Origin of the sequence: Paenibacillus sp. 22594 (genome assembly GCF_052044425.1) — a bacterium.
In the GTDB taxonomy this organism is placed as follows: Bacteria; Bacillota; Bacilli; order Paenibacillales; family Paenibacillaceae; genus Paenibacillus_AQ.
The window spans coordinates 499,638-514,521 of the sequence record NZ_JBQENA010000004.1 but is presented as its reverse complement, the minus strand read 5'-3'; the positions used below and the strand labels follow the sequence as shown (position 1 = coordinate 514,521).

Here is a 14,884-nt window from a genome sequence, read left to right as displayed (position 1 = left end):
AAGAAATCAGAAGACAACAGCGATCGGAAGCCCAAACATTTCTCGAATTGACGACAAACACCGGACTGAAAAGGAGGATACCTTCATGGATTCAGTGAAAAGCGTGCTTGGCGGCCCGGGCAGTTACCCGATTTCGGCTGTCATCATTGCTCAGGATGACGAAGTTCGAATATCCAAAGCAATTCAGTCCTGCCGACTATTCGCCGATGAGGTGGTTGTAATCGACGGAGGGAGCAAAGACGGGACGGTGCAACTCGCCGAAAGCTTGGACTGCCGGGTGTTCGTTAACCCATGGCCCGGATACGCGAAACAAAGGGAATTCGGAGTGGAACGCGCCGTCCATGATTGGGTCTTCCTGATTGATACCGACGAAGTGGTCAGCGATGAGCTGGCGCAGGACATTCTGGACCGCAAGCCGGGACTTACGGACAGGGAAGTTGCCTTCTCGCTATACCGGATCGGTGATTTTCTGGGCAAGTGGCTGGATAAGGGTGAATACCTGGTGCGTCTCTATAACCGCAAGGCGTACGCCATCCGCAACAGTCTGGTGCATGAAATACCTGAGGTACCAGAGGAAAAGACGGTCAAGTTGAACGGAATACTCTGGCATCAGGGCTTCCGCAGCATCAATGACCATGTCGCCCGCTTTAACAAATATACCGATCTGGAAGCACAAACGGCTTTTGCCAGCGGCAAGCCCTTTAAGATCAGCCGCTTGCTGATTCGTCCGCCGGCTCGCTTTTTACAGAAATATTTCCTGCATGGTCTGTACAAAAAAGGGATTTCAGGGTTTGCGGTATCCATATTCTGGGTGATGTATGAATTCATGGTCGGCTTCAAGCATTACGAACTGAACAGCTCCGGCAAGCTGGCCCGGCATAATGCACTGGGTCAGGCGGAAAAAGAGGAAAAAGGGGAGAGAAGCTATGCCGTACAGTGACGGATTGAACATTATGACTACCGGCCTTAGCTGGCCCTCTTTACAGCCAGGCGGACTCAATACGTATTTCAAATCCGTCTGTGAGCAGCTCTCTTCACGCAACAAGGTGCACGCGCTGATCTGCAGTCAGGAGACGCCTGCCACCGCCAAAGAGCTGATTATCCACAACGCCGGCGACCCCAAGCAAACGATTTGGAAGCGCAAGGATGCGTTCCAGCGCAAGGCAGCGGATCTGATGGGGAATGGAAGCGGACGTATAGATATTCTCTATTCCCACTTTGCACCTTACGGAATAGGCCCGGCGCTTGAAGCCAAGAAACGCGGCATTCCCGTGGTGATGACCTTCCATGGTCCATGGAATGAAGAGATGAAGATCGAAGGTCAAGGGATCAAACACCGGGTCAAAACAACCATTGCCAAATCGATTGAACATAAAGCCTACAAGCTTGCAGACAGATTCATCGTACTCAGCGAATACTTCCGCGACATGCTGCACAGCCTGCACGGGGTGCCGCTGCATAAGATCACGGTTATCCCTGGTGCGGCTAATGTGGACCGCTTCATCCCCGCTACCAACCGGCTGGCGATCCGGCGGACGCTGAATCTTCCGGAGGGAGCAACCACTGTTCTTACGGTGAGACGCCTGATGAACCGGATGGGGCTTTTGCAGCTGCTGGAGGCTTGGAAGCAGGTCGCCGAGCGTTTCCCGAACGCGATTCTGCTGATTGGGGGCAAAGGCCCTCTGCGTGGAGAGCTGGAAGGGAAAATTGCAGACTACGGACTCGGTAATAAAGTAAGGCTGCTGGGTTATATTCCCGATCATGAGCTGGCCTCCTATTATCAGGCAGCGGACATGTTCGTGGTTCCATCCCAGGCACTGGAAGGGTTCGGACTTATCACTGTCGAGGCATTGTCCTCCGGACTTCCCGTGATGGCGACTCCTGTAGGCGGCAATAAAGAAATTCTGCAGGGCTTCCGGCCGGAGCTGCTGTTCAAGGGATCATCCAGCGATGATATGGCGGAAGGTATGATTCACATGCTGAGCAACCGTAAGCTGCTGCCTGGGCGTGACGAATGCAGAAACCATGTGCTCGAGAAATATACCTGGCAGCATGTAGGCGACCAAGTAGAATCCGTATTCCTCGAAACTTTGGGAAAGGGTGTGGCTGCAGGATGCTAAAAGTCGCTTATATCGATCACACCGCCAAATGGAGCGGCGGAGAGGTAGCCCTGTTCAACATTCTCACCAATATCGGTGAAGAGATTGAACCGCTCGTGATCCTTGCTGAGGAAGGAACACTTGCCGAACGTCTCCGGGAGAAAGGCATTGATGTACGCGTCATCCCGATGGATGAAAGCATCCGCAACCGCGGACGGAATGCCGTCAATCTCGGTGCGCCTGCTGCTGCGCTTGGACTACTGTCCTATGGACGCAAGCTGGCTCCTATCCTCAAGCAGGAGAAAGTGGATTGTGTGCATACCAATTCCCTGAAATCGGCATTCTACGGAGCCGTTGCCGCCAAAAAAGCCGGCGTGCCGCTGATCTGGCATATCCGGGATCACATCGGCGCCCCTTACCTCAAGCCGGTTGTCGCCAAGGCGATCCGGCTGATGTCACGCCTGCTGCCGAACGGTGTCATTGCGAATTCACATTCCACGTTGAATGCGCTGGAGCTGCCCCGTACGAAGAAGACACTGGTTGTCTACTCTGCGTTTGCCAAAGCGATTGGCGAAGGCATCGGCAAACGGGACCAGAAGGATTTCAACGTTCTGCTGGTAGGCCGGCTCGCGAACTGGAAAGGCCAGCATATCGTCCTGGAAGCGGCTAAGGCTTTTAAGAACGATAGCCGGGTGAAATTCTGGCTGGCCGGGGATGCCCTGTTCGGTGAAGAAGAATACAAAAATGAGTTAATTCAGAAGATGCAGCAGGATCAACTGACCAATGTCAGCCTGCTGGGTCATGTGGAAGATATACAAGGCCTAATGAACAAAGCCGATTTGCTGATCCACACCTCGATTACGCCTGAACCGTTTGGCCAGGTGATTGTCGAGGGCATGGCCGCTGGACTTCCGGTAATTGCCTCCAATGAAGGCGGACCGGTAGAGATTGTGGTTCCCGGTGTAACGGGAATGCTGATCCAGCCTGGAGACCCAGTCGTACTTGCAGACTCCATCACCTGGATGCTGAACCATCCCGAAGAGCGAAGACGGATGGCGGATAGTGGAATGAAACGGGTGAAAGAGCATTTTGTCATCGAAAATACGGTCAAGGATATCGTCAATTACTACAAAGGTTTGCTGGCGGCGACCTGACCTTATGTAAGACAAGAGCTTGTAGCTCGATCAGGAACTAATACATCCATGCGTTCACTACTTGATGATGCTGCTCCATAAAACTTTGAGGATGATTCACATGAAAATTGCGATAGCGCACGATTACTTAATCCAAATGGGCGGGGCGGAAAGAGTAGTGGAGGTATTCCACCACATGTATCCGGATGCTCCGATCTTCACGACGGTTTTTAACGGAAGCCGGCTGACCGACAACCTCAAAGACGCGGATATCCGGGCCTCCTGGCTGCAAAAAATACCGGGAGTGAAGACCAATTTTAAAGGGGTGCTGCCGCTTTATCCCATGGCCATCCGTGATTTGGACTTTCGCGGGTATGATATCGTCCTGAGTTCCAGCAGTGCTTTCATGAAAAGCATACAGGTGCCCGAGTCTACGTTTCATCTTTGCTACTGTCATACTCCGATGCGGTTCGCCTGGGACTATGACACTTACATGGAGCGGCAATCGAATTCCGGATTGTTCAAAAGACTGCTCAAGGTCTACATGCAGCGCCTCAAGAACTGGGACCAGCGGACTTCCAAAAATGTAAACCAGTTTGTTGCCAATTCGTCCGTAGTAAAAACGCGGATTCAGAATTATTACCACCGGGATGCGGATGTGATTTTTCCACCGATCAACACCGCACGCTTCAGCAGTTCGTCCTCTATAGGCGATTACTACCTGATTGTATCCCGGCTTGTATCCTACAAGCGGATTGATCTGGCGGTGGAAGCCTTCAACCGCAACGGTCTGAAGCTGTATATCGTCGGTGACGGGCCGGACCGCAAGCGTCTGGAGGGCATGGCCAAAGACAATGTATCGTTTCTGGGCCGGCTTGAGGATGCGGAGGTTACGGGCCTGATGTCGAAGTGCCGGGCGTTCATTTTTCCCGGAGAAGAGGACTTTGGTATCACGCCACTTGAGGCGAATGCTGCAGGAAGACCGGTGATTGCCTATCAGGCCGGAGGAGCACTGGATACCATCGTACCCTATGTCAACGGCGTATTCTTCCAGCACCAGGAAGTTGATGATTTACTTAAGGCCATTTACGAAGTGGAGTCCTACGCGTGGGACATTGGGCAGATTATGGGTCATGCGCGTAAATTCGATGAACAGGCGTTTATGGTTCAGTTCAAGCAGTATGTGGAACAGGCCTACGTCAATTTTCTAAAAGGAGGATGATTGTATGAAGCTGACAGTAATCGGTACCGGCTATGTCGGTCTTGTATCTGGCGTATGTTTTACACTGAATGGGAACCATGTGATTTGTGTGGATAAGGATGAGGAAAAGATTGAAAAGCTGGGCCGGATGGAATCCCCCATCTATGAGCCGGGTATCGAAGCGCTGATCGAAATGAATTTGCGTGAAGGCAGGCTTTCTTTCTCCTCTGATCTTCAGGAATCGGTAAGACGCTCCGATATCGTCATTCTGGCTGTAGGGACACCTTCATTACCAGGCGGCGAAGCGGATCTGAGATATATCGAAGGTGCAGCCATAGAAGTCGCCCAAGCGATGGAAGGCTACAAAATCATCATGACCAAGTCAACTGTTCCTGTTGGTACGAACGAGAAAATCCGTGGTATCATCGCTTCCCACACGAATCATCCCTTCGATATCGTCTCCGCTCCGGAATTCCTGCGTGAAGGCTCGGCCATCCGCGATACGCTCCATCCTGACCGGATTGTCATCGGACTTGATAACCCGGAGCTTGAGCCTACGATGCGCCAGCTTCACCAGGGCTTCACGGAAAATGTGTTCGTAACGGATATCCGCAGTGCGGAAATGATCAAATATGCATCCAATGCTTTTCTGGCAACCAAGATCTCCTTTATTAACGAGATTGCCAACATTTGCGAAAAAGTGGGAGCTGATGTAACCCTGGTGGCGGAAGGCATGGGGATGGACCGTAGAATCGGCTCCTCGTTCCTGCAGGCCGGCATCGGTTATGGAGGCTCCTGTTTCCCGAAAGATACCAATGCGCTGATCCAGATTGCGGGCAACGTGGATTACGAGTTCAAGCTGCTGAAATCCGTAGTCGAGGTGAACAAGGGGCAGCGGTTTATGATTCTCTCCAAGCTGCATGAATCCCTTGGCAACCTGCGCGGCGCAGTGATCGGTGTATGGGGTCTGGCTTTCAAACCGAACACCGATGATGTACGCGAAGCACCCGCCCTTGAAATTGTTGAGGCACTAGTGGCCGAAGGCGCTACAGTGAAGCTGTATGATCCGATTGCTGCAGATAACTTCAGACAGCAATACGATCATCCGCAGCTCCGCTGGTGCGGTCTGCCGGAAGAAGCGGCGGAAGGCAGTGATGCAGTATGCCTGCTGACCGACTGGAGCATGTTCAAGGATATTGATCTGCATAAGCTTGCGGAGAGCATGCGCCGCCAGGTGCTGATCGATGGCCGCAACGTGTACTCCAAAGAGCAGATCGAGGGCACCGGGCTCGAATATCATTCCGTCGGCCGCCCGCAAATGGGGGGCCTGAGCGGCTACTCCCCCAGCGTAGCCGGTGCGGTCTAATCCTTTGATCTTATCTGCTCTTGCCTGCAGCCCAAACAAGCGGCAATGCTGGATCTTTAGCAGGGCGCTTCGCCTGCGGGTGAAGCCAGTTGAAGGTTAGAGGAATTCACTGTAGCTGGCTACAGTGAAAATGCTGCTTGGGAAGCTGTTAAGGGAAGGAACGGAGAGGAATTTTGGAACTGTAGGAGCGTAGCGTCCGCCTTTGTCTGCAGATTTCCACCGTGACCAGCGGTTTAAATCAAGAAATCTGCAGACAACAGCGGCCGAAAGTCCAAACATTCCTTGCAGTGACTCCCGCAACAGTTGACCTTAAACATTGTCATGCAGCATAAAGCGAGAGTGGCATTCCTATCCTTCATGCGTCAGCCACCCGGCAGAAGCTTACGATAACAATCCGATATTTTCGCGACAAAACATAAATAGGAGGGTTCACATATGAAACTGGTACTTCTATCTGGCGGCTCTGGTAAACGTCTCTGGCCTTTGTCCAATGATTCACGTTCCAAGCAATTTCTGAAGGTACTGCAAAGTCCGGCAGGTGAGCCGGAGTCCATGGTACAGCGTGTATGGAGACAGCTGCAGGAGACAGGGATGGCGGAATCCTCCTACCTTGCGACCGGCCGCAGCCAAGTGGAGATGATACAGAGCCAGCTCGGCACAGAAGTGCCAATCATTGTGGAGCCGGAACGCCGTGATACCTTCCCGGCCATCGCTTTGACTGCAGCTTATCTGTATTCGGTGGCAGGAGTGTCTCCCAGCGAGACCGTGGCCATTTTGCCGGTCGATCCTTATGTGGAGGCATCATTTTTTGACACCGTCGTCCAGCTTGAAGCAACGATGGAACAAAGCGGCGCAAACCTGGCGCTGATGGGTGTTGTTCCTGAGCTGGCTTCTGAGAAATACGGCTATATTATTCCTACAAGCGACGAGGCGGCGGCAAGCGGCTATCTGCAGGTGAGCCATTTCCAGGAGAAGCCGGACCGTGTACAGGCTGAGGAACTGATCAGCAAGGGCGCGTTGTGGAACTGCGGAGTATTTGCATTCCGCTTGGGTTATTTACTGGATATTTTGCAGCGTAAAGGTTTGCCTTTGAACTATGAGGAGCTGCAGAAGCAATATAAATTGCTGGCTTCCATCAGTTTTGACTACGAAGTGGTGGAAAAAGAGGAGAATATCGTCGTTCAGCCGTACGCCGGTTTCTGGAAGGATCTTGGCACCTGGAATACCCTCACCGAGGAAATGAGCAGCAACCACGTGGGCAAAGGGTTCGTGACTGCCGATTCTGAAGGAACCTGCCTGATCAACGAACTGGATATTCCGATTACAGTCATCGGTGCGAAAGATTTAATCATCGCAGCCAGCCCGGATGGCATTCTGGTTACTCACAAAGCGGAAAGCCCGCGGATTAAGGAAGTGCTGAAGTCTTTTGAACAAAGACCCATGTACGAGGAACGCCGCTGGGGCCACTATAAGGTTATTGATTATGTGAAATATGATGAGGGCAACGAGGTGCTGACCAAGCGGATTTTCATAGCCGAAGGAAAAAACATCAGCTATCAGCTGCATCACAAACGCAGTGAAATCTGGACGATCGTCAGCGGGGAAGCCAGCATTGTGCTGAATGAGAAGATGCATAATGTGAAAGCGGGAGATGTTGTGCGCATACCGGAAGGCACGAAACATGCAATCCTGGCGTTGACCGATGTGGAGTTCATTGAGGTGCAGACCGGTTCAGAGCTGGTAGAAGAGGATAATATCCGCATCACACTGGACTGGAAAGATATTGCTCTTCAGCAATTTATTTCGTGAAAATAGCAGCGCTTAACGCGCTGTAGAATTCGACTGAACCGTCCCGGAACCTGTGTTGGGTGGTCCTAAACATAGGGCTAAAATATCTATTTACCCAATTGTGGCAAATCCAAAACAGGTATTAAGAACCATTTATTAAGAAAAATTCATTAATGCTCTAAACTAAAAATTTAATAGAGACGATACTTACGGTAAGAGGGATAAATCCTTCCAAAACGAAAAAGGCAAACCTAATCGAAAGATAGGGACGCAAAGCTATAGGGCCTTCGAAAGAGTGGCAGCCTGGCTACCGAAAGGAAGATGAATTTTGACAACTTACCGTAAGTCGCGTCTGCTGTGCACCATTTTAACGATTGCCCTGTTGTTGACTGCTGTACCACTGGGTTTGGGGGCTGCGCCTTCGACCGCAGCTGCTTCGAGTTCTTCAGCACCGGTTAATCCGGATGCTTCAGCTGAAGCTGTCAAGCTGCTTGACAATCTGTACACCATTTCCGGAAAAGGCATTATCACAGGCCAGCATGACTACCTGGAGAGCCCGGATGAGTTCAGTAACAAACTAAAGGGAACCAGCGGACAATTCGCTGCCCTCCACGGATTCGAGCTTGGCGTGATCAGCGGCCAGTCGGAAAGTACTGCAGCAACTCAGCGCAAAAATGTAGTGAACAGTGCGATCAACTGGTATAAAAATGGCGGCATCGTCGCCATGACCTTCCATGAGCAACTGCCCGGGACCTCCTATCTGTGGTCCAATGTGCAGAAGACGCTCAGCCAAGAGGACTTCAATAAGTATGTAACACCTGGAACAGCCCAATACAACAGCCTCATCGCCGATCTCGACAAAGTGGCGGTTTCGCTCAAAAGCTTGCGGGACGCGGGCGTTCCTGTACTTTGGAGACCTTACCACGAAATGAACGGCAACTGGTTCTGGTGGGGGAAGAAAAACAATTTTGCGGAACTTTGGAATATTATGTATGAGCGTTTTGTGGGCGTTCATCAATTAAACAACCTGCTGTGGGTATGGAACCCGAATGCTCCCAATGCCTGGTCTGATCCATACGAACTGACCTATCCGGGAGCGGGTAAGGTAGACGTCCTTGCAGCAGATATATATAACAATGATTATATGAACAAGTATTATGACAACCTGTTGATCCTCGCGAACGGCAAACCCATTGCTATCGGCGAAAATGGTGAAATGCCAAGTACAGCCAAGCTCCAGCTTTCCCAGAGAAAATGGGTATACATGATGAACTGGGGAAAAATGCTCTATGAGAATAACAGTACAGATACCATCAAAAATTTTATGAGTGACAGCTACACAGTATCGCTTAATGAATATAAAGCTGGGGTAGTGCAGACACCTGCTCCAACTGTCACACCGACGGCAACGCCAACACCAACTGCTACACCGACGGCAACGCCAACTGCAACACCGACTGCTACGCCAACTGCCACACCGACGGCAACACCAACGCCGACTGCTACGCCAGCGCCTGTACCCACAGCAACGGTAAAGCCAATAACCACTCCAGCGTCCGGTGATACAGTACAGACGCCTGTTGTGAATGGACTTCACGGAGAGTATTTCAACAACATGACGCTTTCAGGCACACCTGCAATGGTCCGTGACGACGCTCTGCTTAATTTCAACTGGCGTCAAGGCTCACCGGCCAGCTCCATAAAGGTGGATGGGGTCTCGGCCCGCTGGACCGGGCAGATCAAGCCTTTATACAGTGAGACCTACCAGATTATCACTACTTCTGACGATGGTATCCGTGTCTGGATTAATGGCATAGCCGTAATCGACAGCTGGACCAAGCAGAGCGGAACCGAACGTTTCGGAAGTATCGCTATGACGGCTGGACAGCTCTATGATATCAGAGTGGAATATTATGAAAATGCAGGCGATGCCAACATTCGTTTGATGTGGCAAAGCGCAAGCCAGGTCAAAGCGACTGTCCCAACAAGCGCATTGTTTGTAAATACGTCAGCAGCCAGCGTAAGCAAAACATCGCTGGCGCTTGTAGAAGCACCAACACCAACACCGACACCAACACCAACACCAACACCAACACCGGTGCCAACACCTACACCAACGCCGGTGCCAACGCCGGTGCCAACGCCGGTGCCAACACCAACACCGACACCAACACCGGTGCCAACACCGACACCAACACCGGTGCCAACACCGACACCAACACCGGTGCCAACACCAACACCGACGCCGACACCAACACCGGTGCCAACACTGGCACCAACGCCGGCTCTAACAGTGGCCCCTACAGCAAACGGGCTGCAGGCGGAATATTTCAATAATATGCAGTTAACCGGTGCTCCCACAGTTGTACGCACCGATGCTTTGCTGGATTTCAACTGGCGGCTGGGTACACCGGATGCTGCGATTGGCATTGATTTCTTTTCCGTAAGATGGAGTGGCAAGATCAAACCGCTGTATAGCGAAACCTATCAGATTTATACAACATCAGATGATGGTGTCCGCGTTTGGGTCAATAACACTCTTGTCATTGACAGCTGGATGAAGCAGAGCGGGACCGAACGCACAGGAAGCATAAGCCTGCAAGCCGGGCAACTATATGATATCAAAGTGGAGTATTACGAGAACCAAGGGGATGCAAGAGCGCGGCTGATGTGGGAAAGTCCAAGTCAAGTCAAGGGGACGGTCCCTGCCAGCGCACTGTTCCTTCCTTCCGCTTCCTAAAGTACTGCTGAATTCATCACCGAACGCCGATACTGGTTAAGACGTTACAATTCTAAAATCCTAAAAGTCCGATGGCCCTGCTAAACAGCAGGGCTACTAAGCTATTAGTCTGTATTGCCGCAGGATGATGTAACCCTTAGCGGGAAGACCATCCATAAGCGTCAATGACAGCACTTGAGGCTGGAGAGAGGAGATTACATTGAACACTTACCGTAAGTACCGGCTTTTTACTACGATTATACCTATTATTTTCATCCTTTCCTTGCTGCCATGGAGTGAGGTCCGCAGTCTTGCCGTCGAACGAAGTATAGACATTCCTACGGAGTCGGAGGCGAAGGTGGAGGCAGTCACACCAGTGAATCCTGCGGCTTCGAAGGAAGCTGCCGGCCTGCTCGATTATCTGGTTGACCTGGGAGGAAAAGGCGTGATTTCCGGGCAGCATGATTATCTGGAGAGCCCGGATGAATACAACAACAAGCTGAAGAATGCAACGGGGGATTACGCCGTCTTGCATGGCTATGAGCTTGGAGCGATCAATAACCAGTCGGAGAGGACGATCGCCCGTCAGCGGCAGAATGTTGTGGACAGTGCCATCGAATGGCATGAAGATGGAGGCATTGTGGCAATGACGTTCCACCAGAATCTTCCAGGCACAACTCCTGAATGGGCGAACGTCCACACGAGTCTGAGCCAGGAGTTGTTTGATGCCTACGTAACTCCCGGTACCATACAATACAAAAGCCTCCTTGCTTCCCTTGATGAGATTGCCGTCTATCTGGGGGAATTGCGGGATGCAGGGGTTCCTGTCCTATGGCGTCCTTATCACGAGATGAACGGGAACTGGTTCTGGTGGGGGCAGAAGGATAACTTCTCCAAGCTCTGGGACATCACTTACGACCGTTTGGTCAACAAGCATAAACTCAATAATTTATTGTGGGTGTGGAATCCGAATGCACCGAATGAGTGGGCAGATCCTTATAGTGCCTACTACCCGGGGGCGGATAAGGTGGATATATTGGCAGCAGATATCTACAATAATGATTACAAGCAGTCCTACTATTCAGATCTTCTCAATCTGGCTGATGGCAAGCCTATTGGCATAGGAGAGAGTGGAGAGCTTCCAGACCCTGTCACATTGTCTCAAACCCAGCGTAAATGGGTATATACGATGACATGGGGGAAAATGCTGACTGAAAAAAATGACCTCCAGAAAATCCGAAGCTTTATGACGGATAAGTACACGGTTTCGAGAAAGGAATACATTGAATCCCTAAACGCCAAACCGAACACTCCGGTGCCCGTTATTGCCAAAAAAGGCTTAACAGGAGAATATTTCAACAATGCCGAACTATCAGGGACTCCTGCACTGATCCGTAATGACAAGAAGATTGATTTTAACTGGCATGGAAACGGTCCGGCTGCGGGCCTTAATAAGGACACATTCTCCGTTCGCTGGACGGGTAAAATCAAGGCAGGCTACAATGAGAAGTATACCTTCACTGCTTCCTCGGATGATGGCATACGTGTATGGATCGGCGGCCAGCTAATCATCGACAGCTGGAAGAAGCAAAGTGGTGTTAGCCGCGAAGGAAGCATGCAGCTAAGCGCAGGAGTCTCTTATGACATTAAGGTCGAGTATTACGAGAACCGCGGAGATGCAAGCATCCGTTTGATGTGGAAGAGTCCGAGCCAGAAGAGTGCGGTCATTTCCCCGAGTGCCCTTACCTTTCCTTGATGAACGAAGCAGACGAGCCTTTACAGAGTTGAACACGCACCCCAGAAGAAAGCGAGGACAAGGGAATGAGAACTAGGACTAAGAAAAAAACATACAAACCCCTTCACATTCTACTAAAATTCGTAGCACTGACCATCTTGTTTCTGTTGTCCGTCTCTGTCTTCGGAGATAACGGAACGAATAGGGGCAAAGTGGAGGTAGACATGACCAAGCTGTCCTCAGCAAGTGATGTGGGACCGGAGCTGCCGGAGGGCACAGTGCTCTGGGAGCTGGGACAGCATGATGGATCCGCTGGGGAATTTGCGGAGACTGGCACCGCGAATGTGGAGGAAGTGGTTAATGCCGCTTCTTCTGCTCTAAAATCCTCTGTGCTCCAGAAGATCCCTTCTGGGCTCAGAGGGGATACTAATCCCGAACTGCGCATTTCGTACAAGCTGGATAAGATCCCGGTGAACGGGGTCTTATTTCGCGTAAGCATCCTGGATGCTTACAAATCCGTTCCGCAGATGAGCGTGTTCTCCAACCGCCAGCTATCGGGAATCATTCAGATCGCCGGTGTTTCTGGAACAGACAGCAAATATACCTTCCGAAAAACATATGAGCTGTATATTCCGAAGGAGCAGCTGATTACCGGTACCAATGAGCTGAAGCTGCAGGTCGCGCGCGGAATTTACTCCTCTGACATGGAGGATAAATACAACTGGTGGACCTGGGACAACCTCCGCCTGGAGTCCCTGAAATCTCCGATCAAGGAGCCGATTCATGGCAGCTACACCCTGACCGGCACTATGGTCAACAATAAGCAGTTTTATTTTGACGAAGGTGCGGTTACACATCTGCCTTATATCATGAAGTGGCTTGGAGTAGCTTACAGCGGGAATATCATGCGCACCAGCTGTGCTAGCGATGTGGGCCGTTCCTGTTCGAATATGGGGGATTATTACAAGGTGCTCAAAGATTACAACATGCAGGCTGTAGCTTTGTACCTGTATACCGGAGATATCAAGCTTAAGGAAGACGGCTCACTGCCGGAAGATGCGGAGAAGAAGCTAACCGATTATTTCGAACAGTACAGCCCGTACTTCCAGTATTATGAGGTGGATAATGAGCCGGGTCTGTTCAACCGCTCCAAGGCGGTGAACCTGGCTATTGCAGAATGGTTGAACAAAAAAGGCAAGACCATCGCCCCCCATCTGCAGACCGTAGCTCCAGGCTGGGCCTATTGGCCGGATTACAGTAAGGATTCCTGCGGCAATCAGAGAGGAACGTCACGCCAGTGCGGCGATCCCGACGGCTGGGAACGTGATCCGGAGCAGCGGGATGAGCTGGAGAAAGTCACCGACCTGACGAATGGGCATTCCTACGGGGAGTCCTATATTTTCAGCAACGGAGGCAGTTTTACCGAGAACCTCAAAACCTTTGGCGGAGCAGCGGATGGACTTGGTAAAAAAATGCTGACGACGGAGTTCGGAACCTCTGACTCCCATGTGGACGCTTACCAATACGGAGCTTCTGAGCGCACGGCGGCGGTGTTCGACCGGATTATGCGCGCCCATATCGGTTATGCGGATATGTTTGTGCAGCATGCCGCTTTTTTCAAGAATTTTAGTTTGTTCAAATACGGCTTTAATCTGGAAGAGCATGATCCAGCAAAAACGGAGATCTATTATACCAAAAAGGATGAGGATTCCCGGGTCAGCATCATGAGACGGCTGGATCTGGCCTATGCAACACACGGTGCTCCGCTAAGCTATGACATCACCAATAAGAATGCGTTAGCTGACAAACTGGTCTATGTCCGTGCGGTAGATACCTCTACACTTGAGCCTTTGGCGGGTAGTGAGGCCACCTCAAACAAGGTGCTGGTGAACTTTGTGAACTTCGAAGAGACCCCGCAAACCGTTACAGTGAAGGTGACGATGCCTAAGAAAACCGTGTATGAGGGCGAACGCTTTGGTAATGGCGATACGTATGAAGAAGCCCGAAGCTACGTTTCGGAAAGAAAGGCTACCCCTGTTCTTGAATTTACGGAGACGCTCGCACCGGGAGAGGCAGTACAGTATATACTGGAACCCTCTTCTGAGGTGGCGGACGTTGCGCCTCAAGGTTTAAAAGCGGCAGCCGTCAAAGGGCTGTCCGTTAAGCTGAATTGGCTGGAGGCCCCTGGAGCAAGCTATGAAGTGCTCCGGGCCGACGGCTCAGGCAGTGATTTGAAAGTGGTTGCAAGTGGTATTGCCGATACCGGGTATACAGATAGCAAGCTGAATGAAGGCACGCTATATACTTACGCAGTAAGAGTGGTGGGCTCAGGAGTAATGTCGGAAAAAACTCAGATTACAGCGACTGGATTGGTTCCTTTGGACCGTTCGGACTGGAAGGTGTCGTCCAATGTGAATACAGAAGCCTCTAATCCGGAGAATGCCATTGACGGAGACAGGCGGACTCGCTGGGATACCGGCAAACACCAGGCATCGGGAGAATACTTTCAGATTGATCTTGGCCAAGTGCATTCAGTGGAAGCTGTTGATTTGGACTATACCTTATCTTCATATGATTATCCCCGGGGATATGAGCTATATATTTCGGATGATGCTAAGAACTGGAACAAGATCGTTTCGGGTAAAGGAAAACTGGAGATGACCAAAATTGTGTTTGCCCCGGTCAAAACCAGATATATCCGGATTTTGCAGACCGGATCTGGCGGGAATTACTGGTCGATCCAAGAAATGCAGGTATACTCAAGAGAATAGCATCCGGATAACCTCCGTGGATTCATAGAGCCACTGGGGTTTTTTACTGCGAATTGGGAAAGATGAATAAAG

At 51.0% G+C, this 14,884-nt stretch carries 9 protein-coding genes and 1 riboswitch; all 9 genes read left to right on the top strand.

Annotation, left to right across the window (positions count from 1 at the left end; genetic code table 11):
* The first annotated feature begins 85 nt into the window (after positions 1–85).
* The 9 genes from ACTJKB_RS16460 (at position 86) to ACTJKB_RS16420 (ending at position 14,812) form a co-directional block, all read left to right on the top strand.
* A complete protein-coding gene (locus ACTJKB_RS16460; RefSeq protein ID WP_440835389.1) occupies positions 86–940 on the top strand; it encodes a glycosyltransferase family 2 protein in 855 nt (284 codons plus the stop codon).
* The gene (locus ACTJKB_RS16455; protein ID WP_440835387.1) at positions 927–2,120 is read left to right on the top strand and encodes a glycosyltransferase family 4 protein; all 1,194 of its coding nucleotides are present in this window, start codon (positions 927–929) and stop codon (positions 2,118–2,120) included. The genes ACTJKB_RS16460 and ACTJKB_RS16455 overlap by 14 nt, the downstream gene beginning before the upstream one ends.
* On the top strand, positions 2,114–3,253 hold the full coding sequence (locus ACTJKB_RS16450; protein WP_440835386.1) for a glycosyltransferase family 4 protein: 1,140 nt from the start codon (positions 2,114–2,116) through the stop codon (positions 3,251–3,253). The genes ACTJKB_RS16455 and ACTJKB_RS16450 overlap by 7 nt, the downstream gene beginning before the upstream one ends.
* 100 nt (positions 3,254–3,353) lie before the next feature.
* Positions 3,354–4,454: a glycosyltransferase gene (locus tag ACTJKB_RS16445; RefSeq protein WP_074112643.1), complete on the top strand. Its 1,101-nt coding sequence runs from the start codon at positions 3,354–3,356 to the stop codon at positions 4,452–4,454.
* Between the two features lie 4 nt (positions 4,455–4,458).
* Positions 4,459–5,799: a UDP-glucose dehydrogenase family protein gene (locus tag ACTJKB_RS16440; RefSeq protein ID WP_440835385.1), complete on the top strand. Its 1,341-nt coding sequence runs from the start codon at positions 4,459–4,461 to the stop codon at positions 5,797–5,799.
* A gap of 435 nt (positions 5,800–6,234) precedes the next feature.
* On the top strand, positions 6,235–7,608 hold the full coding sequence (locus ACTJKB_RS16435) for a sugar phosphate nucleotidyltransferase (RefSeq protein WP_440835384.1): 1,374 nt from the start codon (positions 6,235–6,237) through the stop codon (positions 7,606–7,608).
* Positions 7,609–7,821: 213 nt separating this feature from the next.
* Positions 7,822–7,902: riboswitch (cyclic di-GMP riboswitch) on the top strand.
* Positions 7,903–7,915: 13 nt separating this feature from the next.
* On the top strand, positions 7,916–10,327 hold the full coding sequence (locus tag ACTJKB_RS16430; protein WP_440835383.1) for a PA14 domain-containing protein: 2,412 nt from the start codon (positions 7,916–7,918) through the stop codon (positions 10,325–10,327).
* Between the two features lie 199 nt (positions 10,328–10,526).
* A complete protein-coding gene (locus ACTJKB_RS16425; protein WP_440835381.1) occupies positions 10,527–12,062 on the top strand; it encodes a glycosyl hydrolase in 1,536 nt (511 codons plus the stop codon).
* Between the two features lie 65 nt (positions 12,063–12,127).
* Positions 12,128–14,812, top strand: coding sequence for a discoidin domain-containing protein (locus tag ACTJKB_RS16420; RefSeq protein ID WP_440835379.1), 2,685 nt, complete (start codon positions 12,128–12,130; stop codon positions 14,810–14,812).
* Positions 14,813–14,884 lie beyond the last annotated feature (72 nt).

Coding starts and splice junctions, on each gene's coding strand:
- ACTJKB_RS16460 (WP_440835389.1), top strand. CDS start 86: ATGGATTCAGTGAAAAGCGTGCTTGGCGGCCCGGGCAGTTACCCGATT.
- ACTJKB_RS16450 (WP_440835386.1), top strand. CDS start 2,114: ATGCTAAAAGTCGCTTATATCGATCACACCGCCAAATGGAGCGGCGGA.
- ACTJKB_RS16440 (WP_440835385.1), top strand. CDS start 4,459: ATGAAGCTGACAGTAATCGGTACCGGCTATGTCGGTCTTGTATCTGGC.
- ACTJKB_RS16445 (WP_074112643.1), top strand. CDS start 3,354: ATGAAAATTGCGATAGCGCACGATTACTTAATCCAAATGGGCGGGGCG.
- ACTJKB_RS16455 (WP_440835387.1), top strand. CDS start 927: ATGCCGTACAGTGACGGATTGAACATTATGACTACCGGCCTTAGCTGG.
- ACTJKB_RS16435 (WP_440835384.1), top strand. CDS start 6,235: ATGAAACTGGTACTTCTATCTGGCGGCTCTGGTAAACGTCTCTGGCCT.
- ACTJKB_RS16420 (WP_440835379.1), top strand. CDS start 12,128: ATGAGAACTAGGACTAAGAAAAAAACATACAAACCCCTTCACATTCTA.